This is a genomic window from Allocoleopsis franciscana PCC 7113 (assembly GCF_000317515.1).
Classification (GTDB): domain Bacteria; phylum Cyanobacteriota; class Cyanobacteriia; order Cyanobacteriales; family Coleofasciculaceae; genus Allocoleopsis; species Allocoleopsis franciscana.
The window spans coordinates 1,654,040-1,679,278 of the sequence record NC_019738.1; the positions used below are offsets into that span (position 1 = coordinate 1,654,040).

Annotated in this window: 18 protein-coding genes and 2 pseudogenes; 11 read left to right on the top strand and 9 right to left on the bottom strand. The window is 47.4% G+C overall.

Features of this window, described 5'->3' with window-relative positions; genetic code table 11:
* Nucleotides 1–23: 23 nt before the first annotated feature.
* The 3 genes from cbiB to MIC7113_RS06995 all read right to left on the bottom strand — a co-directional run bounded on the left by cbiB (nucleotide 24) and on the right by MIC7113_RS06995 (nucleotide 2,230).
* Nucleotides 24–1,169, bottom strand: coding sequence for an adenosylcobinamide-phosphate synthase CbiB (gene cbiB, locus MIC7113_RS06990; RefSeq protein WP_015181474.1), 1,146 nt, complete (start codon nucleotides 1,167–1,169; stop codon nucleotides 24–26).
* A 350-nt stretch (nucleotides 1,170–1,519) separates the two neighbouring features.
* Complete coding sequence (locus MIC7113_RS36035; protein ID WP_015181475.1) at nucleotides 1,520–1,747, bottom strand: hypothetical protein; 228 nt, start codon at nucleotides 1,745–1,747, stop codon at nucleotides 1,520–1,522.
* Between the two features lie 39 nt (nucleotides 1,748–1,786).
* On the bottom strand, nucleotides 1,787–2,230 hold the full coding sequence (locus MIC7113_RS06995) for an Rrf2 family transcriptional regulator (protein ID WP_015181476.1): 444 nt from the start codon (nucleotides 2,228–2,230) through the stop codon (nucleotides 1,787–1,789).
* Nucleotides 2,231–2,405: 175 nt separating this feature from the next.
* On the opposite strand from MIC7113_RS06995, the gene MIC7113_RS36040 reads away from it, so the two are divergent.
* Together MIC7113_RS36040 and MIC7113_RS07000 are read left to right on the top strand one after the other, a co-directional pair.
* Nucleotides 2,406–2,579, top strand: a complete 174-nt coding sequence (locus MIC7113_RS36040) for a hypothetical protein (protein WP_155897951.1) — start codon at nucleotides 2,406–2,408, stop codon at nucleotides 2,577–2,579.
* A 136-nt stretch (nucleotides 2,580–2,715) separates the two neighbouring features.
* Nucleotides 2,716–3,114 (top strand): AbrB family transcriptional regulator, encoded by a 399-nt coding sequence (locus MIC7113_RS07000; protein ID WP_015181477.1) that lies wholly within the window; start codon nucleotides 2,716–2,718, stop codon nucleotides 3,112–3,114.
* Nucleotides 3,115–3,704: 590 nt separating this feature from the next.
* On the opposite strand, the gene MIC7113_RS07005 is transcribed toward MIC7113_RS07000, so the two are convergent.
* Nucleotides 3,705–5,327 (bottom strand): ArnT family glycosyltransferase, encoded by a 1,623-nt coding sequence (locus MIC7113_RS07005; protein ID WP_015181478.1) that lies wholly within the window; start codon nucleotides 5,325–5,327, stop codon nucleotides 3,705–3,707.
* Nucleotides 5,328–6,874: 1,547 nt separating this feature from the next.
* Between MIC7113_RS07005 and MIC7113_RS07010 the strand changes: the two genes are divergently transcribed.
* The 3 genes from MIC7113_RS07010 to MIC7113_RS07020 all read left to right on the top strand — a co-directional run bounded on the left by MIC7113_RS07010 (nucleotide 6,875) and on the right by MIC7113_RS07020 (nucleotide 11,854).
* Complete coding sequence (locus MIC7113_RS07010; protein ID WP_015181479.1) at nucleotides 6,875–8,872, top strand: cation:proton antiporter; 1,998 nt, start codon at nucleotides 6,875–6,877, stop codon at nucleotides 8,870–8,872.
* Nucleotides 8,873–9,045: 173 nt separating this feature from the next.
* Nucleotides 9,046–9,774 (top strand): precorrin-2 C(20)-methyltransferase, encoded by a 729-nt coding sequence (locus MIC7113_RS07015; protein WP_015181480.1) that lies wholly within the window; start codon nucleotides 9,046–9,048, stop codon nucleotides 9,772–9,774.
* Nucleotides 9,775–9,955: 181 nt separating this feature from the next.
* The gene (locus MIC7113_RS07020) at nucleotides 9,956–11,854 is read left to right on the top strand and encodes an energy transducer TonB (RefSeq protein ID WP_015181481.1); all 1,899 of its coding nucleotides are present in this window, start codon (nucleotides 9,956–9,958) and stop codon (nucleotides 11,852–11,854) included.
* 200 nt (nucleotides 11,855–12,054) lie between these two features.
* Here MIC7113_RS07020 and MIC7113_RS07025 read toward each other — a convergent pair whose 3' ends face one another.
* Nucleotides 12,055–12,465 (bottom strand): PPC domain-containing DNA-binding protein, encoded by a 411-nt coding sequence (locus MIC7113_RS07025; protein WP_015181482.1) that lies wholly within the window; start codon nucleotides 12,463–12,465, stop codon nucleotides 12,055–12,057.
* A gap of 97 nt (nucleotides 12,466–12,562) precedes the next feature.
* Entirely contained in the window at nucleotides 12,563–12,868 is a 306-nt protein-coding gene (locus MIC7113_RS07030; RefSeq protein ID WP_015181483.1) for a small RNA NsiR4-regulated ssr1528 family protein, read from the bottom strand.
* A gap of 175 nt (nucleotides 12,869–13,043) precedes the next feature.
* Here MIC7113_RS07030 and MIC7113_RS07035 point away from each other — a divergent pair, with 175 nt between their 5' ends.
* The 3 genes from MIC7113_RS07035 (at nucleotide 13,044) to MIC7113_RS07045 (ending at nucleotide 15,644) form a co-directional block, all read left to right on the top strand.
* Nucleotides 13,044–13,421, top strand: a complete 378-nt coding sequence (locus MIC7113_RS07035) for a response regulator transcription factor (RefSeq protein ID WP_081594710.1) — start codon at nucleotides 13,044–13,046, stop codon at nucleotides 13,419–13,421.
* Between the two features lie 122 nt (nucleotides 13,422–13,543).
* Nucleotides 13,544–14,974 (top strand): ATP-binding protein, encoded by a 1,431-nt coding sequence (locus MIC7113_RS07040; RefSeq protein ID WP_015181485.1) that lies wholly within the window; start codon nucleotides 13,544–13,546, stop codon nucleotides 14,972–14,974.
* Nucleotides 14,975–15,017: 43 nt separating this feature from the next.
* Nucleotides 15,018–15,644 (top strand): fasciclin domain-containing protein, encoded by a 627-nt coding sequence (locus MIC7113_RS07045; RefSeq protein ID WP_015181486.1) that lies wholly within the window; start codon nucleotides 15,018–15,020, stop codon nucleotides 15,642–15,644.
* Between the two features lie 143 nt (nucleotides 15,645–15,787).
* Here the strand turns inward: MIC7113_RS07045 and MIC7113_RS07050 are convergent, their stop codons facing one another.
* Nucleotides 15,788–18,442: a DUF3536 domain-containing protein gene (locus tag MIC7113_RS07050; RefSeq protein ID WP_015181487.1), complete on the bottom strand. Its 2,655-nt coding sequence runs from the start codon at nucleotides 18,440–18,442 to the stop codon at nucleotides 15,788–15,790.
* A 466-nt stretch (nucleotides 18,443–18,908) separates the two neighbouring features.
* Between MIC7113_RS07050 and cax the strand changes: the two genes are divergently transcribed.
* The 3 genes from cax to MIC7113_RS07065 all read left to right on the top strand — a co-directional run bounded on the left by cax (nucleotide 18,909) and on the right by MIC7113_RS07065 (nucleotide 23,393).
* Nucleotides 18,909–20,024, top strand: a complete 1,116-nt coding sequence (cax, locus tag MIC7113_RS07055) for a calcium/proton exchanger (protein ID WP_015181488.1) — start codon at nucleotides 18,909–18,911, stop codon at nucleotides 20,022–20,024.
* A gap of 267 nt (nucleotides 20,025–20,291) precedes the next feature.
* Nucleotides 20,292–22,523 carry a serine/threonine-protein kinase gene (locus MIC7113_RS07060; protein WP_015181489.1) on the top strand — a complete coding sequence of 744 codons (2,232 nt, stop codon included), beginning with the start codon at nucleotides 20,292–20,294 and terminating at the stop codon, nucleotides 22,521–22,523.
* 432 nt (nucleotides 22,524–22,955) lie between these two features.
* Entirely contained in the window at nucleotides 22,956–23,393 is a 438-nt protein-coding gene (locus MIC7113_RS07065; RefSeq protein ID WP_015181490.1) for a hypothetical protein, read from the top strand.
* Between the two features lie 219 nt (nucleotides 23,394–23,612).
* Here MIC7113_RS07065 and MIC7113_RS36045 read toward each other — a convergent pair.
* Nucleotides 23,613–23,888 (bottom strand): annotated as a pseudogene (locus MIC7113_RS36045) (transposase); the annotation flags it as partial.
* Between the two features lie 341 nt (nucleotides 23,889–24,229).
* Nucleotides 24,230–25,225, bottom strand: a pseudogene (locus MIC7113_RS38915) (SNF2-related protein); the annotation flags it as partial.
* Nucleotides 25,226–25,239 lie beyond the last annotated feature (14 nt).

Sequence of the window (25,239 nt, forward strand, 5' to 3'; positions counted from 1 at the left end):
TCAATCATCAAAGGGATAATTAATTATTGAAGATTTAGACCCGAAACGGATTGCCCAATCAGGAATAAAGCGGCGATCGCACCACCCAACCACATTAAGACACAATACCGTGTCAGTCCTAAGGCTTGGTCAATTTTTTCTCCTGTAATCGGGTAAACCGGGTCACCCAACAGGGGTTTAGATTTTGCCACACCCTGATACCAGTTCGTGCCTCCCACTTGAACGCCCAAAATGGCTGCATAAGCGCACTCACTCCAGCCGGAATTAGGGCTGGGGTCTTTAATGGCATCACGGAGGCACAGACGCCAGACTTGTTGGGGTTTTCCGGACAGCAGCGCCAGGGTAGTTACGGTTAATCGACAGGGTAACCAGGTGAGGTAGTCTTCGAGTTTGGCGCTAAACCAACCCAAATCGGTGTAAGGCTCGACACGATAGCCGACCATGGAATCTAGGGTACTGGCGGCTTTGTAAGCAAGAGCCAGGGGAACACTCCCGACTCCAGGCAAAAAGGCTCCGATAATGCCATAGAACAAGGGCGCTGTTACCCCATCGGTCGCATTTTCCGTCACCGTCTCTAAAATCGCTCGCAGGATTTCTGGTTCGTCTAGTTTTTCGGTATCTCGACCGACATACTGACTTAATTGAGAACGCGCCTGAATTAATTGCCCAGCGGCTAAGGGTTGTAATACATCAGCGGCAGCATTTCGTAAACTTCGACCTGCCAAACAAGTGGCAAGTAAAATGCTTTCTACCACAACACCCACCCAGGGATGAATCCAATTTGCACCTCGAACGATTAGCCAGCCAGCCAGTCCGCTGCCTAGGATGAGTCCAACGGCTAATAGGATGCCAGCGAAACGGCGTTGCCACTGAATAACAGCAGAATTTTCTTCAGGGATGTTAGTCGAAGCCTCTTGCTCTGTACTAGGAGTTGTATCTTTCCCTTCTTTTGAGGTGACCGGCTCTTGCTCTTGTTTCCGATTCCATTTTTGGATTACAAACTGAGTGTATTGAGAAATGACCCACCCCATGACTCGCACGGGATGAGGCCAGCCCCAAGGGTCACCTATGATGTAATCCAAACTAGCCGCCATCAGTAAAACAGTAGCTGTGGGAAGTGAGTTTGCCGCGATGATGCTGGGCACAGCCGCAAAGCTTTTCGCATCCATTTATTAAAGTGTTTTGCACCTGACTACTTTATTAATATAGTTTTCCGTTTTTTACTGAACTAGGATTTTTAAGCAGCAGTGCGTCCACCTCTTCCACTTCAGGCGTTAAAAATGAGTCTAAAGTTTCAGGAGCTTGTATATCCTTCGTGTACCCTTATCTGTATTCCTGGCGGCTTGCTCATATCTTTAGTTCGTAACACAAACCTTGATTCTTGAGCAATCGCTGTTCCTTGAGCAGTCAGTCGATACAGCCCTACATCTAGGGAGTCCTATTAAAGGAGGTCACCTATCGCTTGGAATCGTCCTCGTTTATGGCGAAATCTCTCTCTATCGGTAAGACTCAACGGCTTCTATTCTGGTAAGATTAAACAATCCAAAACTGTAACTTCGGCATTCGGCATAAAGCTCTTCTTGGAAGAAAGATAAAAGGGTGAACAAATTCCCTCGATGATGAATGGGTTCGTCTCGTGTTTCTTCGAGGTAGCACTCATGTATTTCATCCGCTTCCCCAAAGTTTGTTGAAAAGCCGTAGAAGCGATCCGGTAATTCTTCTCTAAATTCGGAATCAACGTCCTCATGACAGGCTTTCTACCTTTTTTGAGATTTTTGCCGAAAAATTAAACAACAAAGCTCGTTTCTTCTCCCCTTGCCGCTTGCCAGCTACGAGCATCATAGTAAAGGTCAGCTAACGTTATGCTGTACAATGCTTCTTTCAGCTTTTGATGTAATCGATGCCAAAGTGTGAAGGTTACCCAGTCTTCGGCTTGAGCCGCGTCTGGTGTATGTCCACGCAGGGGTTCGATTGTTTCACCCACAGCTTCTAAGATTTGACCGAGAGAAATTTGTGCGGGTTGGCGGGCTAATTGATAACCTCCTTGAGCACCGCGAACCGAGTTAACTAAACCGGCACGACGCATCTCAATCAACAGCTTCTCTAAATAAGGAGCTGGAATGTCTTGTCGCTGTGCGATCGCTTTAACAGATGTTGGTCCAAACCCTTGCTGTAAGCTTAAATCTAACAGCGCTTTGACACTATAGTGTCCGCGAGTTGTGAGCTTCATAAAAATTGAAAATTCAGGCAGTACAGTACTTGGTTGAAAACAATCCTAGGCTGGAGGAATGCCAGAGGACTCAAGGCTAAGATTGCTTTTGTCTTCTTCTTGAGGTCGCTCATGTGAATTGAGCAATTAGTTGTCGGGGTCTCCAGCGAAGGCTGTACTACCAACCTGACACATTATGTCTGGATCTGTAGGCTTGATTTTGGCTCAAATCGAGGTAGCCGTGAACCGAGATTATTTTTCCTTCTGTGAGACATCGCCGATGGAACTAACAGTATCGAGATGTATCAGTTATTCACAAACTCTTGCGGAGGTTTCGCGTCAGTTACAAACCCTGAGTAAACAAATATAGCGAACGAACTTGACCTATTTTGTGTAATATAGTTTAAGAAGCTGATACAACACTAAGATTTTGTTATCTTAGTTTCTAGTCAGTCAAGCAAAATCACTGCATACCCGTTAATCTCCATAGTTTTACATTCAAGTTGATGGCTAAAAAGAAAAAAATGGACCCCTTAGAGGGTGAGGCGCTGATTCTGAAAGTTAAAGAGCTGGGGAATCTCAGCAAAGAAGAAAAAGCGAGAGCCTGTGGCTACTTCACCGTTACAAAAAACGGGGTAGAGCGAGTCAATATGATGAAATTTCTCAACGCACTCATCGATGCGGAGGGAATTGAGTTAGACAGCAAAGCCAATGGCAATGGACGTGGGGGACGTAGCGCTAGTTATCGCATTAGTGTTCAGTCTAACGGTAATTTACTGATTGGCTCTGCCTATACTAAACAGATGGGTTTACAGCCCGGAGATGAATTTGAAATCACTCTAGGCCGCAAGCATATTCACCTGAAGCAACTTGACGCTCTCGAAGAAACGGCTGAGGCGTCTTGAGAATTGGGTCAAAAGTGAAGGATAAAGTCAGAGTTACGGTCTGTTAAACAAAACCCCCTAGGTTCAACCAGAGCGAGGAACATTTGGTTTTTGAGTAAGGGCAATTGTTATTACTCAAGATTTTCGCCACGCATTTCTCTGACGGCTTAGGGGCAAAGCACCTGTGGCACAATCAACATCGGTACTTTGCCCAATGTTTTGAATAAAACCTATATCCAGGAGGAGGCAGTTCCCTACGATTCGGTTGAAGGCAGGGGGCGGTATTTGATGCGGAGAATTTTTAAGGAAAGACTCTCCGCGTTAACTCTTAACTAAACAAGATTGAGAAGACCCTCAATACTTCCATACCCATCGAAAGCCCATGGCGAAAATTCGCAGAAACAGGCAGGGTTGTCTGTGGGCGACACACAGTTGTCCGAATACCACTTCCAGAGGTTTTATTCTGGAAGCTAATGGGGTATGGAGTTCAGTTCTACCCCTTCTTTTTATGGCTTAATTCCCCGTCCCTGGCTGGATAATATTCATAACAATAGCTGCTGTTTATTCATTACACCTGGAAAGAAACACGAGATAGCAAACCGATTGTTCCTTCAGTTAGATTTTTGGGTGATCAACACCCAGCTAGAGTCGTTGGTTTTACCCACCACTACAGCTGGCTCTAAATGCAATCGATCGCGGGTTTTATTGTCCAGTAATAAGTAGAGTGGTTTTTCTTGTTTCCAGTGCTGTTTGATTTCTGAATCAGAGGCTGGAATAACTTCGCGTTCGCTATAAAACTTCAGAGCAGGACGTTGCCCAGGCAAAGAGGCGTAAATCTTTTGTTGTGCGAGGGTACCCCGTTTGAGGATGGCAGCAACCTCTTTAACCGGATAAGCCGCTTCTAATTCCCAACTCCAGTAAGGAGAGGTCATAAAAAGCAGCAGTGAGATATACATCCCCCAAAACAGAATTAGAATAAATTGCAGATCACGTCGAGCCACTAGCACCGCCGAGACGCTCATTGTCAAAGCCAAAGAAGCCAAAATGACCGACAAGGAGCGGTCAGTTGTGGGTAAAATAGCGAAGACAATGCTACCGGCGATCGCACCTAAACCCATAACAATCAAGCCTATGCTCCAGAGACGGGGATAGGATTGGCGTTTCGGCCCATTCCAGAGTTCCGCCAGATAAGCTCCACCCGCCAGTGCTAAAGCTGGGTAAACAGGCAAGACATACCAGGACAACTGGTTGACCAATACCAAAATCGCCAAAAGATAAAGGCTAGACCAAACGAGTACTAATTTAGCCCAGCCCCAAATCCGATTATCCCAAGCGAGTCGCAACCCGTAAGGCCAGAAAAGTAACCAGGGGACTGAGAATTTTAAGACTTGGATCAGGTGATACCCAACCAGGTTCTGGGAAGCCGTCGTCGGTGCCCCAAAACTCCCCACAGCAGAGCTGACGAGAGATTTGGAAAGGAACATCTCAGGGTTAGAACTCAGCCATATCCCACCCCAAGCCAAGCCAGGGGTACTCCCCAAGAGCAAACCGATCCACCAATACCCTGAGGTTAAGAGCCTGGGAGTATCCCACGCCAGAAACCCGAAGGCAATACCCAAGAGTAAAAGGGTCAGGGGGATACCTTGAGTTAGGCCAATCAACCCTAATCCCATCCCGATACCGACTGACCAACGGAAGTCACGGCGCGATCGCAGCACACTCCACATCACGAGCATGACAAAGCACAGCGTTGCCCCATCCACACTCGCCAGACGCCCCCAACAGACTACGGGTAAAAACGTCAGATAAATTAAGCTCGAAAAAATCGCGCTCTGACGGGAGGGAAAGACTTCTCGTCCAATACTATACAAAAGCGGTACGGACAGGGCGCTGAGGATTGCACCCGGTAAACGTGTCATCCATTCATTAAAACCACCAATTTTATAAGCTCCCGCAATGAGCAACTCAAGGAGAGACGGCTCTTGCAGATAAGGCTTACTTCCCAGCTTGGGATGAAGCCACTGCCAAATCTCTAATGGTGCTTTTGTGATTTCACGAGCTGCCAGGGCAACTGAGCCTTCACCCCCCTCCAAGAGGGGCGGACTGCCCAAATTAATCCCAAATAAGAGCAGCGCGGCTAAAAGTAATCCTACAATCCACAGTCCTTCAACCCAGCGTTCAGTTTTACGACTTCTATTACCTGAACGACCCCAAGTAAAAGTTTGATGATCCATCTCTACCAACAATTCAGATTGCTGCTCGTTGCTAATTGCAGTCCTCGTGGCATCCTACCCATTGATCGCTCTTTGTCGTTGCTCAAAGCAGCAGTATGCTTTTCCAAGGTAACTTTCCAGTTTTGTAGTACAAGCCTTACCGAATGGTTGAAGGAAATTCTTCCGACATTAACTCGTTAAGGGTTTTGTGCGCTATCACACCCCGCTCCGCTAACACAAGCCCCCTAGCCACTCCTGGGAAATCCAGATTGTGGTTACTTTTTTGAGTATCGTTGCCGCACCCTTGCAATCCGCATTTAGGAAGGTGCTATTTCAAGGATGTTCCTCTGGTGTTAACGCAGGTTGCCCGGTTGTCTAATCCTGGAACGATGAAGAGCGTCTTATTTTGATCGAGATCAACTCAAGTCAGTTTTTCCTCGATCATGAACTCTACCTCGAATTGCGTTCTTGTGTGTGAGAAACATAGGCTAATTTTTACTAATAATCTGATTTTATAGCGAATTGAACACAGGAACAAGAGTGGGGCACGGTCTCCCTCCCTAGACCAGGAGAAGGGTTTTGAAACCGAACCGTCAAATGCACTACTCTATGAAGGGGTGAAAGAGGAGATCATTGTCCTCAAAGCTCTATCCGATGAGGTATTAATCGTTTAAATTGAGAGCGATTATGTAAAACACAGCCCTCAAGGCCGTGCAAAAATTAACGCCTCGCCTTCAACGGTGGACACCAGCAAGATTTAGGAGCCAAAGTCTCTTGGAGAAGACTTTCGCCACTAAACCTAGGTGCTAAAATACCCGGCATGAATCCCAATTTAACTTTTCTTTCAAAATAAAAACCCAAATTTGAAAAATTGTAGACAGGCGATGCCATTGAGTTATCTCTCTTCATAAATTTTTACGGAGGCAATCGGTGAAATTAAAGTGAGAATCACACACCCTACAAACACAATTCATTGGCCTAGGAGGAGAAACACTTTACCAAAACCCTGAATTTACAGAGTGTTCGCTCTTTTTTATGGCAGATTTCAGAGTCACCTGTGTTCTACATCGGCACATCGCTGCTTTATTGAGCCTAGTGCAACAACAGCCCAGTTTTCTAGATGGAGAGTAAGAACACGCCCCGCCCATCTTCCTACCTGCCTAACAGGAATAAATCCGGAATAATAAAAACATGAGAACTAAATTGGCAGAATTCATCACACACTAGAAAAAAATCTCTCCATGTCGTCAATAAATCCCTAACCGGAAAATAACTCTGTAATAAATCCAACTCGTCTATTCAACCAAAACTTGTTCACTGTCTCGCCTTCTTGAGTTCCAGCCCAATGAGAGCGATCTAGGGTGATAAGCTTACCACTCCTTCTCTGACCTAGGCCTTATCCATACCTGGATTTGTTGAAAGTAATACCCTGATATGAAGTATCTTGTTCATTTCCAATCGTCAGATTCTAGACCCCAAATGTTATGGCTTCTAAACCCGCTTTTGCCATTGAATACAGCCAATGAGGCATTTAAATCTGAATTGATCACCTGCGATACTTAACGCATATGGAAGGATCATTTGAACTCACACTACAGATGATCGTGGCTGTTCTTGCCGGGATCAGCGCTCAGGTCATCGCGGAATATCTCAAGGTTCCGAGCATCGTCTTTCTGCTGATGTTTGGTATGCTCTTGGGGCCAGATGGCTTGGGTGTATTGCACCCCCAGAGCCTGGGAGTCGGTCTGGAAGTGATTGTCGCGCTCTCCGTGGCGGTCATTCTTTTTGAGGGAGGATTGAACCTGGAACTGCGGGACTTAGGTAAAGTGTCCGGAAGTCTCAGGAACTTAGTCACCCTCGGCACTCTGATCACGTTGCTGGGGGGTGGCATGGCGGCTCACTGGCTGGGTGAATTTCCCTGGTCAATTGCTTTTCTTTATGCGTCTTTAGTCGTCGTCACAGGTCCTACGGTGATTAGCCCTCTGCTCAAACATGTACAAGTGGATCGGCAAGTCGCGACGATTCTAGAGGGAGAAGGCGTTTTAATTGACCCCGTGGGAGCCATTCTTGCCGTTGTCGTGTTAGACACGATTTTAAATGGGGATGCGAGTCCGTCAGAAGCCATTATTGGCTTGAGCTTGCGCCTCGGTATCGGTGCTAGCATCGGCGCGGCGGGAGGTTGGTTGCTGGGATTGGTTCTTAAACGTGCCAGCTTTATCTCAGAAGAACTGAAAAATCTAGTTGTGCTGGCTGGCATGTGGGGCTTGTTTGGCTTGGCGCAAATGATTCGATCGGAATCCGGGTTAATGGCTACGGTGGTTTCCGGAATGGTCGTGGGCGCGTCTGCCCTCCCTGAAGAGCGGTTATTGCGGCGGTTTAAAGGACAATTAACCGTTCTCGGCGTCTCGGTACTCTTCATTCTGCTGTCGGCTGACTTATCCATCGCCAGTATTTTTGCTCTGGGTTGGGGTAGCTTGTTCACCGTCCTGGTACTCATGTTAGGGGTGCGTCCCATCAGCATCCTCTTGTGTACCTGGAACAGTGGTCTGAACTGGCGACAGAAATTGTTTTTGTCCTGGATTGCTCCGAGAGGAATTGTCAGTGCGTCTGTTGCGTCCTTGTTTGCCATTCTCTTGACACAACGAGGGATTAATGGTGGTGCTTCGATTAAAGCCCTGGTCTTTCTCACGATCATGTTGACGGTTTTTTTGCAAGGGCTGACGGCACGCTGGGTCGCCCAGTGGCTGCAACTGAATCAGCACTTTGGTGCAACAGGGGCTGTGATTATTGGCTGTAATCCGTTAAGCCGTCTAATTGCTCGTTTGTTTCAAGAGCGAGGAGAGTCTGTGGTACTCATCGATACTGACCCCGAAGCCTGTGCAAAAGCAGAACAAGAAAATCTGCCGGTGATTCAAAGCAGCGGTTTGGATATCAAAGCCTTGGAAGAAGCAGGACTTGACTCAATGGGCACGTTCCTCGCGATGACAAGTAATGGTGAGGTCAACTCAGTCCTAGCACAACGAGCGGCTGAGGAGTTTCAACCCCCGCGTGTATTAGCCGTATTTCCTCGCGACCCTCAGGGTAATGCTCCAACGACCCAAGGCAAGGTCAGTCAGGCGTTTATCCCCCAACTTCCGATCAAGGTCTGGAATCAGTACCTAAGTGAGGGGCAAGTCAAGTTGGGCAAAACGGCATTAAAAGAACCCGGATTTGCGTTTCAGCGGGCACATTTACAAGCCTTAATTCGGTCTGGCGAACTTTTGCCCTTATTGGTGGAACGGGGGGAATCGAGTTTTCAAATTGTTCCAGCAACCGATAATTGGCAACCTGGTGATCAAATCATTTACCTACTGCACGACCCCAGACCAAAACTGTTGAAGCGCTTATCCGGTGCTAGTGCCTCCTCTCGTCTGGCACTCGAAAAATTGCCCGAAGTCGAGGAAGTGCCTATTTCGGCTTCCGTTTCGGGAATGGGGATGGCCTCAAAGGGACAGCGGGAAGCGATCGCAGAAATTGTCAAACCGTCTCAACAGGAAGTTCTACAACCGCCAGCACAAGGATTGTAGCTTGAAGCGAGGAAGTCCTATTGGCTGGAGAGATGATGCTCAATCACGGTATTCAAGAACATCTGCAAAAAAGCCCGGTAAAATAACAGTCGGTAATGGTCTTTTGGATTTTAGATTGTGGATAGACAGTTCAAAACAGGTCATGATCGATCCGTATTCATCAAACTTAACCAGTGAATCCCGTACCCGTTGGCACACTCTACGGTATAAGCGTCGGACCGGGCGATCCGGAACTGATCACCCTCAAAGGACTGCGTCTGTTAAAGCAATCACCTGTATTGGCTTTTCCTGAGGGTATTCAAGGTAAGCCAGGAGTGGCTCAACAAATTGTCGCTCCATGGCTGGGAAGGGATCAAGTGCAACTCGCCTTGGCCTTTCCTTATGTGCAGGATATGGAGACTCTGACTCAAGCGTGGCAAATTGCAGCGAAGCAGGTTTGGCATTATCTCCAGTTCGGTCAAGATGTGGCGTTTGTGTGTGAAGGAGATGTCAGTTTTTATAGCACCTTTACTTATTTAGCCCAGACGCTGCAACAGCTACATCCTGAAAGTAGGGTGCAGACGGTACCCGGAGTGTGTTCGCCCATGGCGGCAGCGTCAGTTTTAGGCATACCCTTAACCGTGAGGCAAGAGCGCCTGGTTGTACTCCCGGCTCTTTATAATGTGGGGGAACTGGAAACAATTTTAGACTGGGCAGATGTCGTGGTACTTATGAAAGTCAGTTCAGTCTACCCGGAGGTGTGGGAAGTCCTACGGCGGCATCAGCTATTGGATCATGCTTGTGTGGTAGAACGAGCCACCCTACCAGAGCAAGTGATTTATGCAGATTTACGCGATCGCCCCACCTTGAAATTGCCCTACTTTTCTCTACTGATCGTAAAAGTTTCTCAATCGCGTCACTAAAGGTGTAGTCTTTGTTTTGTAGCAATACAACTCAAAAACACGGGACTTAATCGCGCTCTTAAAAGAAGCCGTACTCGACTATCATTAAAAGTCAAACTCGTTATTCTTGGCGGATACTGCTGTAAACGGATTGAACTAACAAACTGTCTGCAATGACCCAGCGGAGTGAACTGTAACTGCTATGTCTTACGCATCTTCTTCCAAAAGCTTCCCGGACTTCCTCAAAACTTTACCCCATAAGTTGAGTCAGCCAACAGCTATTGCTGTTATCGCTTCTGTCGGTATTCATGCCGCTCTAGGATTCTCTTTACCTTACTTTTCAACTTCTTCCCAGGAAAAGCCCAAGCCGATCCGGAATGTCCAACTGCTGGAATTAAAACCAGAAGAATTGAGCCGTGTCCCTCCGTCTCCTCTACCTTTAGATCCCCTATCACCCTCGCTCAATCAGCAGCTAACGCCGTTGTCACCCTCTGGGTCTTCCACTTTCCCGTCGCTGCCATCCTTCTCTTCTAACACTCCGTCTCTTGGGGATTTACCCTCATTTGACCCTCTGCCCTCCCTGGGCGGCTCTGGGAACGTTCCGGGGCGAGCCACTAACCTCGGTAAGCTAGCCCGTAACAGCCCTGTACGGACTCAGATCAAAAGAAACCCAGGAGAGCCTCCCCTGCCATCGGAGGTGTTTAATAGTCAAGGGGGAAAATCTTCTGCCAATCCTCAGTTTAAGATTGCTACGGGTTCTAAGATAACGAGTAGCCCGAATCTGCGTCCGGATGTGGGTGGCTTGACCAGAGGACTGCTCCCTGCCAATGACAATCTGCCCCTATTAGAGAGGTTCAATTCCAACCAAACCTCTCGGTCATTCCCTCCACCGCCTCCAGCCGGAGCGATCGCCGTTAATCCGGGTGTAACAGGGACACCGTTTCAAAATCAAGTCGGAGCCACTCCGTCTATGTCAGCTTTTGGCCAAACAACCCAGGCAACTGCTCCGGCTTCAGGTCAGGGAAGTTTGACAAGCGAAACAGCGACTAGGAATTTCAACGCTTTCGTCCAACGTCAAGAAGATTGGAAAAAGCGCCATCAAGTGAGTGGCGAACTGCAAGAACTGCCCCTAACCGTTGGCAAGTATCCCGAAAAAGCTCGTGCTGCCGGAGTAGACCGTGGCAGCCTTCAGGTTAATTGGATGGTCGATAAAAACGGCAACATCATCGCCGACAGCCTGGAGATCATTGGGAGTTCTGGAGATGGAGTTTTTGACGAGGAAGCGCTCGCCGCCGTTAGAAAGCTTTCCATTCCAGCCACAGGTCAAGACAAGGCTTACACGGTTCGGGTTATATTTTATGACGATAGCGCAGTTCCTGGGAGTGTAACAGGTTCACCCAACTCAACGGATGGGAAAAATTCAGCCGATCGCCAAAACTTACCGCAGCGACTCACCCCAACCGATCGCCAAAACTCACCGCAGCGACTTAGCCCAGCAGAGCAATTAACTCCTCCTGAACAGCGAAACTCACCGGAGTGGTCTACCCCCAGTGAGCGAAAAATCCCATCAGTTCGCCCTAATTCTTCAGAACAGCCCAATCCAACGGAAGGGAAAAACCCAACTGAGCAACCCAATTCCTCACAACAACCCAACCCAACGGAGGAGAAAAAACCAACACAGCCGTTAACTCCTCCAAAAGGAGAAAACTCAACAGAACGTTCCACTCCAACGGAGCAAATTTCTCCTCCCAAACGGGAAAACTCAACAGAACGCTCCACCCCAACGGAGCAAATTTCTCCTCCCAAACGGGAAAACTCAACAGAACGTTCCACCCCAACGGAGCAAATTTCTCCTCCCAAACGGGAAAACTCAACAGAACGTTCCACCCCAACGGAGCGAATCTCTCCTCCCAAACGGGAAAACTCAACAGAACGTTCCACCCCAACGGAGCGAATCTCTCCTCCCAAACGGGAAAACTCAACGGAACCGCGCAGCTCATCGGAATCACAAAATTCTGAAAAGCCTCAAAAATTACCACAACCGCAAAGTTCCGAAAAGCCTCAACGATTGCCGCAACTGCCCAATTCAGTCAAACCTTAAAACAGGGAAATCTTTGCTTGAGCGGAATCGATCACTTGTCCCCGGCGTGGGTGCTAACCCATCCCTCCCCATTGCGGGGAGGGATCAAGATTTCTTTCGCTCAGATTAGAGAGATTGAGCCGGAGTTTATACTAGGCGGGACATTTGACTTTTGTAAGAACTCTAATGATTAGCCTGCTCTCAATGCATCTCACAAAGTATCAATTGAGAGATGGGTTTTTGGGTTGAATCTCTAACTCTTGATAGCCAGTACTTTCATCCATGGTTCTAAGAAAGACGAAATCTTCGCTGGTGCCGATGACGATTTCAGCCGTTGTATAGATTATGCAACCCTCTAGCAAATGTCCACCGAGGGTTTTACCCTGTCTATTCGATAGAGAAATATGTATATGAATTCCGTGGGTGGAAAGAGTACCGACTAAGGAGACAATCTCGAATTGTTGCTTGAAAACTTGAGAGTAATTCTGGCTGGCAAAACGTAGCGTTGCCTGTTTGAGGCTGCCAACACCGGTAAGGATAAAACCAGCTTGAATATTATTCTGTTGGACGAAATGTATTAGGCTTTGTCTTAGATCTTCATCAGGTTTTAAGCGAATCGCGAAAATATTCATTTTGGGGATTTGGAACCGCAGATAAACACTAAGACAAAAATTATAAAACCCCCCTGGAGTGAAATGGCTCTAGGGGGAAATCCATCATTAATTTTGGTTATTTACCGCTGTAATAAAAAGCGATTTCTTTGTCTTTTAAAGGGGCAAATTGGGCATTGCTAAGCATTTGATTTAGTTCCTCCTGAGGAATATGTTTCGCCCCAATTCGCACAATTCTAGAACGCATTGTATTCGATACGCCGCTGCGCTGCCGTCCAGCTTCCAAACCCATGACTTTGTGATAAAGTTCTAGTTTTTCGGCTGGAATCGGAGAACCATCAAAGTCAATTCCGTTTGCGATCGCTTCATCAATCGCATCCGCACCTAAGGTTGAGGACGTCGGTATGTTTGTTTCGGTAGACATTGCCGCCTGGGATCATGATGTACAAAAGTATTTTAGGAGGAAAACGCTCAAGATTCTGATTAGGCTGCCTTAAGCTCCGCCAAAAGATAGATTTACAGCGTCAAACCTGTGGACTTAGCTCCTAACCGAACTCCTCGGTATGTATACTTTAAATGTAGAAAACATTCAACCCACAATGACACACGTCCTACTCGTCGATGATGAAGAGGCATTGCGGGCTAGTCTCAGCTACGCGTTAATTAAAGACGGTTATCAGGTAACAACAGCCGCAGATGGGCAAAGTGCCCTCAAATTGTTTCACAAACAAGTACCGGATGTAATCATTTTAGATTTGATGCTACCGGGAATCGATGGCATGGAACTGTGCTGGCGCATCCGTGCCTTCTCGAAAGTGCCGATATTAATGCTAACGGCTAAAGACCAGCCCATTGACAAAGTTTGGGGATTAGAAGCGGGTGCAGATGACTATATCACCAAACCTTTTAACACACGTGAACTTCTAGCACGGATTAAAGCGGTCTTACGGAGTCGTGCGGCTGGTCAAAACTCTTAAATAAGCAACCAGGGATAAGTGGAGAATCGGGAGGAAAGGTGAGTTGTTTTGCCACCTCACAAAAGTACTGAAGACATTTTAGAAATAATTTCCCCCTTTCCCCTGATGAGGAACAAACTCTAATGGATTGGTCACCCATTCGCATTCGATGGAATTCAATCTACCGAAAATTGTTAGTCACCTATGTGGCGCTCACAGCACTAGGAACATCCATCCTAGCCATCTATATCCTGTGGTCTTTCTACGGCTATTTTATGAAGTCCAGGCAGGCCGATTTAGATGCCTGGAGTGCGGCGCTAGGCGAGAGTATTGCTGATGCATTGGAGGAAAAAGATCTGGATCGAGCCAAACTGACGGTTCAGCGCTATGGTGCACGAGAATCTGTAACACTGCGGCTCTTTGGGGCTGATGGTCACTTGCTTTCCACGTCTGCCCCAGAGATAGATCGGCAAGTCAGCGACTGGTATGCGGTTGCGGGCGTGAAAGAAGCGCTTCAAAATAAATTCACCCACGGCGTAGCCAAAGGTATTTTATCTAATGATGACCGATTGTTCGTTGCCAAACCGATCGTTCGCAATGGCCAAATGCTCGGTGTTTTACGCATGTCAATCACCTTAGACCAGTTCCAGCGTCAGTTTCGCAGCGTGATTTTTACCATTCTGGGAACGCTAGTGTTCACGGTTTTGCTCTGTGCAGTGATTAGCGAACGGTTGGCCCGTAACATGGCAAGGCCAATCAAGGCCATGTCTAGCTTTGCGCTCCAGATCGGTCAAGGTCATCTTGATGGAAATTTGAGCATCCACCAAGATGATGAAATTGGTCAACTTGCCACAGAGTTGAACCGAATGAGCCAACGTTTGGCATCACTCGAAAAAGAGCGACGAGCCTTCCTGGCTAACGTGTCTCACGAACTGCGTACTCCTGTGAGTAACGTTTTGGTTACGGTGGAGGCACTGGCAAACGGAGCGATTGAGGAACCCGAACTGCGCGATCGCTTTCTCCATACGGCTCAGGACGAGATCTCTCGCCTATCACGGCTGATTCAAGACCTCCTGGATTTAGGTCGGCTCGAAGCGGGTGTTACCCTCCTCGAAGAACAGCCCCTCCGCCTGCAAGACCTCATTGATCGCGCTGTCAGAGCGGTGGAGTCGCGAATGCGTTCCCAAAGTGTAGGCATCGACGTTGAGATTCCTAGTGTTCAGCTTTATGGCGATCCAGAACGGCTCCTGCAAGCGTTTCTCAACATCTTGGACAACGCTATTAAACACTCAATCCCGAACTCTACAGTTTTTATTGTTGGCAAGATCGAGAGTGGTCAGATTGGTGTGCAAATCCGAGATCAAGGGCCAGGGATTAGCCAGAGCGATCTGCCCCATATTTTTGAACAGTTTTACACTGTGGATCGGTCGCGTCAAGGCAGCGGAACGGGTTTGGGTTTAGCGATCGCACGGCGTATTGTGGAAGCTCATGGGGGATCGATCGTCGCTAGCAGCAAAGGTGAAGGGAAAGGGGCTATCTTTACAATTCACTTACCCATCGATAAACTTTTGTAAAAAATATTAATAATTTATAATTTTGATTTTGAGGAAAAATTTGATGTCAGCCAGTTCTTGCCTCTCTCTAGCCAGAAAGCTTACAACCTTACTAGGTCTTGCCAGTCTGAGTACTTTGATCAGTTTTCCGGCTACAGCTCAAATCACCATCAATTCAGGAGAAATCAATAAGTTAGCTACCAATTCCAACCCAACCCAGCAGGTTCCCTTAAGGGCCACATCTGGCATCAACCTTCTAGCTCAAGCTGGTGTGAGAAGTATTGCTGACGAGTTAGTTACAGCTAACGATGCCTTCTCTACCCTCAGCACGGCTATTAGAGCAGCCGGACTCACGGAAGCACTGGCTGGGAGAGGCCCGTTTACCATCTTCGCCCCTACAGACGAAGCCTTCAACGCACTGCCTCAAGGCACTGTACCAACGCTCCTAAGACCGGAGAACAGATCCAAATTAACCCGAATTTTGACTTATCATGTCGTGCCTGGAAACATCACCACCTTTGATTTGGCTCCCGGTCGAACTTTAAGGTTGAGAACTCTGGCCGGTCAATCCTTAACAGTACGGGTTTCTGGTGCTAGCGAGGTCTTCGTCAATGGGGTAAAAGTCATCATGGCAGATATCCCGGCTAGGAATGGCACCATTCATGGCATTGGTGCTGTGCTGATGCCGTAGGCAGTGACAAGTGACTGTTATCAGTTACTAGTTCCAGTTTTTTCTGGCTGATCTAGGGGGAGTAAAAATCCCCCTTGAATACACCCTGATAAGTGATAACTGGTAACTAACGACGGGTCACTGATAACTGGAGATTTAATTCCCTAGGGCAATTGACTTAACCAAAAGCTGACATCTACGGCTAGTTTTTCACCCAACTGGAGCAGGTGGCGGAGCTGGATCGTGTTGCAATCCGTGTTCGTCGTTAAATGAGCCACCGCACTCTCACCGTGAAGCTCGGAAGTCAACTGGACTTGCATCGCTTGTTGGAACAGGGGTTCAATGCGAGGCTGCAAACAGTTGAAGTAGAGTTCCTGACATTGAGCGAGTGAAAGTCCCAGATTGAGCTGATTCCCCACCTCAATCAAACGGCGAATAAACTCAATATCGGCGGAAAGGGTGGGCACATTGGTATCATGCAGCAGTTGCCACAGCGATCGCAAAATCAACTTCTCCAAGGTGGGTTTCCCCTCTGGGATTTTTAGCTGACAACGCATGTGGTTGGCTTCTGTTGCGATCGCTTCCAATTCAGCCAAATGACTCCATACCCTTTGGGGATCGCTCATGGCAGAGTCCAGCGCCCCGATCTCGGTCAGCGCTCGGTTCGATAAGGCAATCTCGGCAGCAACTTGTAACTCTTGCGGTACCGGCAACTCATCTCGATGGAAGGCCATCAACACCCCATAGTTGTCCCGATAAACCTGAGTGTAGAGCTGATCTAATCGTGTTAAGGTTTCCTGACTCAACAGTCCCATAATCCGATGACGCTCTTCCGCAAACAGACTCTGCAAGCTAAAAGACTCAGCCCCAAACATCTGATGCATTGCCAGAATGGCATGAGCCGCACTCGCCTGTTTCAGGGAGTCGAACACCTTATCCTTGAGTTTGCTGTAAGCCCGACGCCCCGCAAACGGTTGTATGCAGCAGTGGAAATCCCAGCCCCCCAAGTGCAACACGGCAAACACCAGATGAGCGCTCTCCCAAGTAATCTCTGAAACGAGCCGCAGTTGACCCACCGCCAAAGTTAGCGATCCCATGCGTTGGATCTGGTAGTCTAGCTGCTGGGCGTCATAGCAGTAAACCCGTTGTTGTCGGGCATAACTGGTAAACAGAGAAGTGATCGCATAGTGGGCGGCAACTTGCTTAAAGGTGATTTGGGACGAGATCACCAGATGCCGATAAACCGCTGCCCCATTTTTGAAAAAGTCAACATTACTGGGAGCGAGGGCAAGACGCTTAACAAAGCATTTTTCCAACTGCACGCCCGCCACATCTCCGGCTAATTCCAAGGCACGAGCGGCATAGCGCAGAATCTGGACACCTTCAGGACGGGAGATTTCCTCAAAAAACCAACCACAACTGGTGTACATCAGCAACGAGTGACGCTGCATTTCCAACAAGCGGAGGGCGTCAATTTGTTCGGATGCCGTCAGTTTGCGACTGCGGTGACGCCCCAGAAAGTTCTCCACATTCTCTGGGGAGCGATCGCGAATTACTTGGATATACTCATCCCGTGCTGCCCAGGGATCGCGGAAGAATTGGTGACCCGCCTCTTCATAAACCTTCACTAACTTATCCCGTAACCAATCCAGGGCATCCCGTAAGGGACGTCGCCATTTTTGGTTCCAGACTCCACCGCCACCACAACCACAGTCATCCTGCCAGCGGTTCACGCCGTGTGAGCAACTCCAAGCCGTCACGGGCTTCAAAACGACTTCCCAAGTCGGCGGATTAATGCTGAGATAGTGGGCAAAGTTCGTTACCGTCCAACCTCGGTTAGGAAGCTCTTGGGTAAAGGTATAGGCGAGACATTTTTCCGTACCGCCTTTGTGATGCCCGAAGGTTTCTCCATCGGTGGCGACGGAAATAAGCTGTGCTGGTCGATGATCCCCGCGCACAGCTTGACCAACGCGCCCTGCGAAGTTATGGGCATCGCTGAGCACATCATTAAATCCCATATCTCGCGAGATCGGGCCGTCATAGAAAAAGATATCGATGTATCGCCCATCTGCCAGGAAACAGCGGTAAGGGCGAGTGGGATCGATCTGAGAACCACCAACTTCATGCCATTGGGTAACGGGTTGGTGATCACTGGGGATCGCTCGACAGCGCTCGGCTTGAGAGGGAGCGAGGACGATAAATTGAATCCCCTCGTCCACCAGTACCTCTAGGGAGGGATAATCGACAGCGGTTTCCGCCAGCCACATGCCTTCGGGATCGCGGTTGAAGCGAGAGCGGAAATCTTCTTTGCCCCAGCGGATTTGGGTGTATTTGTCCCGTTCGTTGGCGAGGGGCAAAATGATATGGTTGTAAGCTTGTGCGATCGCATTGCCGTGTCCATTGAGACGCTTACAACTGTTGCGATCCGCTTCCAGAATCCGCTGATAGACCTCAACATCGTAACGTTCGAGCCACGACATCAGCGTTGGGCCAATGTTGAAGCTTAAATACTCATAGTTATTGACGATCCCGATAACTTCGCCCCGCTCATTCAACACCCTGGCAAAAGCATTGGGGCGATAGCACTCGTGGTGAATTCGCTCATTCCAGTCGTGGAAAGGAGCCGCACTTGGCTGACGCTCAATGGTGTCCAGATAAGGATTTTCACGCGGTGGTTGGTAAAAATGACCGTGGACAGTCACGTAAACACCGGTCGCCGTCCTTAGGGGATCGCTAGCGATCCCCGCGTCAACTTGCAAGTCTGCAATGGACACCATTGCATCAGCTTGAGAAGCTGGAATCTCAGCAGCAGAAGTCATGGGATTACCAAATTCTAAAAAACTAGTCAGATAGCTTTCCCGCTCTACACATCCATGTTCGAGACAGAGAACCTCCCTGATCCCGAAAGCTACAGTTGTTTTCAAAGTCAGCAAATTTAATTAGGGTAAGGCAAGAAGCCAAACTGTAGCGCCGATTAAAAAAGTTTAGTGTATGGGCTGGTGTGAAGGGGTGAAAGCTTTGAAATGATGGGTACTATTCTTAGTAAACCGCAATCTCAGCCTTAGACCGACAGGACTTCAAGGAACTTGCGGTAAGTTTATAGAACTTAACTAAGGATAAAAGTTCCTCTGGGCGATGGTACCCACCCAATGACATATTTGGGTTCGCGGTGAGATGCGATTATTCTAGAGTCCGAAACTGTTGTGCAGGTAACTTGCATGACTGGGACGGGCAATCCTGCCCATCCCCCAAAAAATCTCTGCTCTTAAGGTACAGAAACCCTAGATGCTCAACAAGAATACAATTTTGTCGCTCTTGCTCCTGTTTGTCCCCGTCTCGATTGCCGCTCACTTTTTGGAATGGGGAGCAGCAGTGGTTTTCATCACGTCCTGTATCGCGATTGTCCCCCTTGCCGCTTGGATGGGTACGGCTACTGAAGAAATCGCTGTAGTGGCAGGTCCCACGTTGGGGGGGCTACTCAACGCCACATTCGGCAATGCCACAGAACTGATTATTGCCCTAATTGCCCTGAATGCGGGCTTAGTCAGTGTTGTCAAAGCCACCATCACGGGATCAATCATCGGTAACTTACTGCTGGTGATGGGGTTGTCCATGCTGTTGGGGGGCTTGCGCTATAAGGAGCAAGACTTTCAGCCTATCGTAGCGCGGGTGAATGCATCCTCTATGAACCTAGCCGTAATTGCCATTCTCCTCCCCACGGCGATGGATGCCACCTCTGTTGGCTTGAGTGAAGTCACAATCCAGCGCCTTTCTATCGCGGTTGCAGTGGTGTTAATCCTGGTTTATGGGCTAACGTTGCTGTTTTCCATGAAAACCCACAGTTATCTGTTCGATGTTGGCATGGCGGACATGGAAAACCTGGCGGAGTCGAACCTCGCCCCAGAGGAACCTAAACACAAGCCGAATCTTTGGCTATGGATTGGGGTGCTTTTGGTTGTCACTCTTTTTGTCGCTGGAGAATCAGAACTGCTGGTTGACAGCTTAGAAGAAGCCACCTCTGAACTAGGGTTATCTGCCCTATTTACTGGAGTCATTCTGCTGCCGGTAATTGGGAATGCGGCTGAACACGCGACAGCCGTTACCGTGGCGATGAAAAATAAGATGGATCTTTCTGTTTCAGTTGCGGTAGGGTCTAGTATGCAAATTGCCTTATTTGTCGCCCCCGTGTTAGTTCTTGCTGGGTGGTTGATGGGTAAGCCAATGGATTTAAACTTCAATACCTTTGAACTGGTGGCGGTGGTCGTTTCGGTTTTAATTGCCAATTCCATCAGTTCTGATGGGAAGTCGAACTGGTTAGAGGGGACTTTGCTTTTAGCTACTTATTTGGTTTTAGGGTTTGCCTTTTACTTCCATCCCGTGAGTGAGGGTTTGGGTTTGTAAATGCTCAGCACTCTTTAGCACTCTTTCTTCTCAGTGTTAATGATGCATCTCCCGAAATCCCCCCTACCCCCCTTGAAAAAGGGGGGAACTAGACCAGATTGGCAGCAGGCGAGTGACTACCTCCCTTAAAGAAGGGGGACATTCTGGGGCAAACGTTTGAGCGATCGCATTCTCAGATCTCCTTTATGCTTACAGAATGTGCGATTAATAACGGTACCCCCGTAAAAAGCGATCGCCCTAACAGGAAGTACGATTCAACAGGGTCTTATGAGCTACTGCATTAATCCCAAATGCCCAAAGCCAGCCGATCCCCTTAATGCTCAAAACTCGATCTGCTGCCACTGTGGCTCTCAGCTTTGGCTACAAGAGCGTTACCGGGTAAAGCAGTTAGTGGATGAAGTCGGTTTTAGCAAAATCTATGAGGTAGAAGAGCAAGGGACATCGAAAATATTAAAAGTTCTTCTCCTCAATGACCCAAAGGCTGTAGCCGTATTTCAGCAAGAAGCGCGGGTGTTGAGCCAATTGCATCATCCAGGTATTCCCCACATTGAGCCGGATGGCTACTTTACCTTTTTACCCAAAAACCGACACCAGCCCTTACATTGCCTGGTGATGGAGAAGGTTAAAGGCATAAGTTTAGAAAAATGTCAATTCCAGCCAGAAAATCAACCTCTTTCTCAACCCCAAGTGCTGAACTGGCTCAAACAGCTCGTAGAAATCTTATATCAAGTCCACCAACAACTGTATTTTCACCGCGACATCCAGCCATCTAACATCATCCTCACTCCCAACGGACAACTGGTATTGATTAATTTTGGTAGTGCCAGAGCTGCTAGCGATACTTATCTGGTGACAGCGAGGGGTGAGCAGGATGTGAGGAGTATGAGTTCTCCTGGCTACACCCCCATTGAGCAAGCGAAGGGCAAAGCTGTACCGCAATCGGATTTCTTTGCATTGGGGCGAACCTTTGTTTATCTACTTACGGGTAAATCCCCCAATGATTTTCCTGAAGATCCGCGCACTGGAGAATTACTCTGGCAGCACCAAGCCCCTCAGGTTTCTAAGTCGGTGACGGACTTGATTGATTATTTAATGGCTCCGTTCCCCCACCATCGACCGCACAATGCTCAGATTATATTACAGCGCATCGCGGCGATCGACCACACCTGGCAACCCCCTCAGCTACCTCCGCAGACGCCTGAATTTGCTAACTCTTTGCAGGGTTTACGCTTGCAATCGTGGGTACGTCACCAGCGTTCATCCACAACACGTCTGAGAAAACTATTCACCAAATTGGTTAAGCCGAAAAATCTGTTTCTGGCTAGCGCTTTTCTCGGTACTGTGGGAGTAGCAGGAACGCTGATATATGGAGATTTAACTACTCTAAATAATCAGCATAATCAGCAATCTCTCGTATCGTCTAATCATCGGTTATTATCGGCTTCATCCTTGGCAAAGCGATCCCCAAAGTCGGTTACTGTGCCGCCTCGAACAACTTCAAACTATCCTGCCACCCTAACTCACCGGAATGACGAAGCTAAGCGCGTAGAGCGCAGTAGTGAAGTGGGACAACAGTTAGAACCGATCACCAGCATTGACACTGGGGCTTCAAATGGAATCAACACAGTTGCAGTTAGCCCGAATGGGAAGATGATTGCTAGTGGCAGTCGAGACGGCTTGCTCAAACTTTGGCATCTGGGCAAAAATAGAGCGGGTACAACTCCCACCTCTGGACGCACTTTAGGAGAAGATTTATACGGAGAAAATACGGTTGCTTTTAGCCCAGATGGTAAGACGTTAGCCAGTGGGAGCGATGACAATATTATTAGAATTTGGGATATTGGTAAGGGTAAGCTATTACACACCCTCAAGGGACATTCGGCTTGGATATCTGACTTAGTTTTTAGTGCAGATGGCAAAACATTAATGAGTAGCAGTTTTGACCGCACTATTAAAGTTTGGGATTTGAGCCAAAAAGTCAATACTCAACCGATTGAGAAACGCACCCTTAAAGGACATACGGCTTGGGTTTTTGCTATTGCCATGACACCTGATGGGAAAACATTAGCGAGTTGTAGTTTTGACAATACAATTAAAGTCTGGAATCTGGAAAAAGGGGAAGTTCGTCATACTCTCAAAGGCAATCCCAATCGGGTGTTTGCTCTCGCGATTAGTTCAGATGGGGAAACCTTAGCGAGTGGCAATGGAGATGGGACGATTCAGGTATGGAATTTAACCACAAATCAACTGACGAAAACGTTTAATGGGCATCAAGATTGGGTGCGTGCTCTTGCCATGACGCCCGATGGCAAAATGCTTGCGAGTGGGAGTGGGAGCCAGGATAATACGATTAAACTTTGGAATTTGCGATCAGGGAAACTTCTGGGCACTCTCGAAGGGCATTCTGATGATGTTCGTTCTGTGGCGTTTAGTCCAGATAGTAGTACTTTAGTTAGTGGCAGTTTTGATAATACGATTAAGATTTGGCGAATGCCTTAAAACGGAGATGTTGCACCCTTTTCATGGATGTCATAACCTGCCAAGAACTTTAGTTCTTGGCTCATATTTCAAGTCTACTAAAGTGGACTGAAAATAGTATACAGTCGTCTTTAGAGACAGCCTCTTATTTTCCTCCGCCTAGAGTGATGAAAGAGCGCTACTTAGTGACTAACAGGAATATTTATCCCAAAGACTTGCCGACTCTGCCTCCTGCCCTTTTTTAGTTCGTCGAACTCACGTTATTTTATAGGCTTTAAATAACTTAATTACGGGTCGCAAAACGATTTGTTGCTCAACTGTTACAGCGACAGATGGTCAGACAGGTCTAGAAAAAGCCAGAAGTCTTATCCCTGACTTAATTGCTGGTTATACTGAAAGGCATGGCGTTCAGTCATCTGGTTTATCGCAGCAATGTAAAGAGAAAGCAACACCATGATGTTGAGTACAGAATATACTGAGATTCAAGCTGAAATTGAGTCTGGTTTAAAAGAAATAATGGCTTCGCAGGGTGCGCTCGTTGTGGCACTGGGAAATTGGAAAACTGGGCAGTGCATTTGCCACGAAGGTATTGATAGTCCTCTGTTCCCCAATAGCAAAATTAGCATGGCGGTAACAGGCAACGCTAAAGTCATCCAAGCCAAGATGGAGGTTGCCAAGGCGCTCCAGTTTTCAGATAAAATTGATCAGATATTAATTGCACTCTCATCGCAGTGGCACTTAATGAATATTCTATCGGCAGAAGACTATTTTATTTATTTAGCTCTAGATCGAAAATTTTCCAACATTGCAGATGGTACGTTAAAAATAATGAAGGTTGACAGGAAACTATCGCCACTACTCAATTCATACTTGCCGCTTCCTAGTTTTTAGACAATAAGGGAAATCTCTTTTCAGCGAGGAATAAAAACCCAGGAGCGATCGCCAGGAGAGTCCTCGAAAATAGCCCCGCGTCGCTTTAAGTCAAGTTTCATCTCTTCAGTCAGTCCTAAAAATACATATCCATCTCTTAAACTTACCGAGAGTTTGGCTCCAAACTCCACCGGGCTTCCGGCTTTCCCTCTCACTATTGGACGAATATGCTGTTGACTCAAACTGAGATATAGGGTTTTCTTTGATTTGTTCTACTGTTTCCCGATCGCTTATTCCCAACTTCTCTTTGATTATTAATGAACCTAATGCCATCCGAAACGGTAGGGCGGATGCTCCTATATCTTCGGTAAAAGTTTGGGCGTATTCCTCTTCAAACTCATCCCAGGGTATTAGATTAGCTATCCTTACCCAACGGTTGTCTTGTGATAACTTTCCCTCAAAGGGTAACTCAAACTTGGACGGTGGCGTGGGAAGTGATTCAACTTTTCGGTACATTTTCCCTGGTTGAGGTACAAGGGTTTTGCCAGATTTTACCTGATTTCCTTGGACTTGAGCAACTCTCAAGACCGCTTAACCTATTGATAACTAAGGGTTTCCGCTTTTCGCAGCAAGCCCTAATTAGTAGTTCGTTGATATCCTCAAATCGACCCCCCCTGCCCCCTTTAGTAAGGGGGGAGTTGGAAACAGAAGCTTTTTCAAGTTTCTTCCCCTTTAATACAATTGTGTTTAAAGCTTGGGGCCTATTCTCTGATTGCTCCCCCCTTAACAAGGGGGGTTGGGGGGGGTCTTCAAGTGTCGCATTCACCCGATCTAGAATGAGTTTATTGATCGTGCGATCGCATCAGTTCTCGCCAATCATCAGGATATTCGCTCTTTTCAAAAGCAGCCAGAGAACGCACAGGTGCTTGATGTTTGCGGCTAAATTCGATTTCTCCCCCTAACTCATTCAACAGTTTTTCTGGACGGATTCCTAAATCTTTATCCTCTGGTACAAATAAACGCAGTTGATTCGATAAATCCAGGTACGTTTTGTTATACGGGGTAGCGGTTAGCAAAATACATCGACTTTCATTCAGCGCAATATATTCCTGAATTGCCCGATAACGCTTACCCTGCCGATTCCGCAAGTTATGACTTTCGTCAATCAATACCACCCGATAACGACGTTCATTCGGTAACTCCGTCTGCACCCGACTAATGGAGAGAACTTTTGCCCGGAGTCCATAGCGGTGAACATAGTCCTCCCACATCGTTACTAAGTTTTTAGGGCAAATAATTAGGGTTTATAAGAAAAAATCTTCTTCTAAAATCTTGGCTAACGTTGTTGCAATTAACGTTTTGCCCAACCCCACCACATCCCCGATTAATACCCCACCTCTACGGTTGACGTGACGCGCAGCAATTTGAACCGCAGCTTTTTGGAAGTCAAACAACTGATTCTTAACATCGCGAGGAATCTGATATTCAGCTAATCCCGCCCTGGCTTCCTGGGATAAGTGATAAGCAATTTTCAGATAAATATAGTAAGGCGGAATCAGCTTTTCTCTCGCCCAACTGTTATCGATAATTTCAACCAATTCTTGGGAAATATCGATACACCAACGGTCATTCCATCGGTCATCAAACCACTTTTGCAGCTTTTGACAAGCATCATGGTCTAAAACATCAATATTCAATTCCCCTTGATGTTCTAGCCCAGACAAAGTAAGATTGCTACTTCCCAAAAACCCAATCGTGGGATTAATGATATCACTGCGATGAACTAGGTAAAGTTTGGCATGAAGAGGATGTCTGAGAAACAGTTTAACAATAACTTTCTGATTTTTTAGCTTAGAACCGCCAACAA

Excerpts from the sequence above, each read along its gene's own strand:
- MIC7113_RS07050 (WP_015181487.1), bottom strand. The coding sequence starts at position 18,442 with ATGACTTCTGCTGCTGAGATTCCAGCTTCTCAAGCTGATGCAATGGTG.
- MIC7113_RS07045 (WP_015181486.1), top strand. The coding sequence starts at position 15,018 with ATGTCAGCCAGTTCTTGCCTCTCTCTAGCCAGAAAGCTTACAACCTTA.
- MIC7113_RS06995 (WP_015181476.1), bottom strand. The coding sequence starts at position 2,230 with ATGAAGCTCACAACTCGCGGACACTATAGTGTCAAAGCGCTGTTAGAT.
- MIC7113_RS07005 (WP_015181478.1), bottom strand. The coding sequence starts at position 5,327 with ATGGATCATCAAACTTTTACTTGGGGTCGTTCAGGTAATAGAAGTCGT.
- MIC7113_RS07010 (WP_015181479.1), top strand. The coding sequence starts at position 6,875 with ATGGAAGGATCATTTGAACTCACACTACAGATGATCGTGGCTGTTCTT.
- cbiB (WP_015181474.1), bottom strand. The coding sequence starts at position 1,169 with ATGGATGCGAAAAGCTTTGCGGCTGTGCCCAGCATCATCGCGGCAAAC.
- cax (WP_015181488.1), top strand. The coding sequence starts at position 18,909 with ATGCTCAACAAGAATACAATTTTGTCGCTCTTGCTCCTGTTTGTCCCC.
- MIC7113_RS07035 (WP_081594710.1), top strand. The coding sequence starts at position 13,044 with ATGACACACGTCCTACTCGTCGATGATGAAGAGGCATTGCGGGCTAGT.
- MIC7113_RS07065 (WP_015181490.1), top strand. The coding sequence starts at position 22,956 with ATGATGTTGAGTACAGAATATACTGAGATTCAAGCTGAAATTGAGTCT.
- MIC7113_RS07020 (WP_015181481.1), top strand. The coding sequence starts at position 9,956 with ATGTCTTACGCATCTTCTTCCAAAAGCTTCCCGGACTTCCTCAAAACT.
- MIC7113_RS07040 (WP_015181485.1), top strand. The coding sequence starts at position 13,544 with ATGGATTGGTCACCCATTCGCATTCGATGGAATTCAATCTACCGAAAA.
- MIC7113_RS07025 (WP_015181482.1), bottom strand. The coding sequence starts at position 12,465 with ATGAATATTTTCGCGATTCGCTTAAAACCTGATGAAGATCTAAGACAA.
- MIC7113_RS07000 (WP_015181477.1), top strand. The coding sequence starts at position 2,716 with ATGGCTAAAAAGAAAAAAATGGACCCCTTAGAGGGTGAGGCGCTGATT.
- MIC7113_RS07030 (WP_015181483.1), bottom strand. The coding sequence starts at position 12,868 with ATGTCTACCGAAACAAACATACCGACGTCCTCAACCTTAGGTGCGGAT.
- MIC7113_RS07060 (WP_015181489.1), top strand. The coding sequence starts at position 20,292 with ATGAGCTACTGCATTAATCCCAAATGCCCAAAGCCAGCCGATCCCCTT.
- MIC7113_RS36035 (WP_015181475.1), bottom strand. The coding sequence starts at position 1,747 with ATGAGGACGTTGATTCCGAATTTAGAGAAGAATTACCGGATCGCTTCT.
- MIC7113_RS36040 (WP_155897951.1), top strand. The coding sequence starts at position 2,406 with ATGTCTGGATCTGTAGGCTTGATTTTGGCTCAAATCGAGGTAGCCGTG.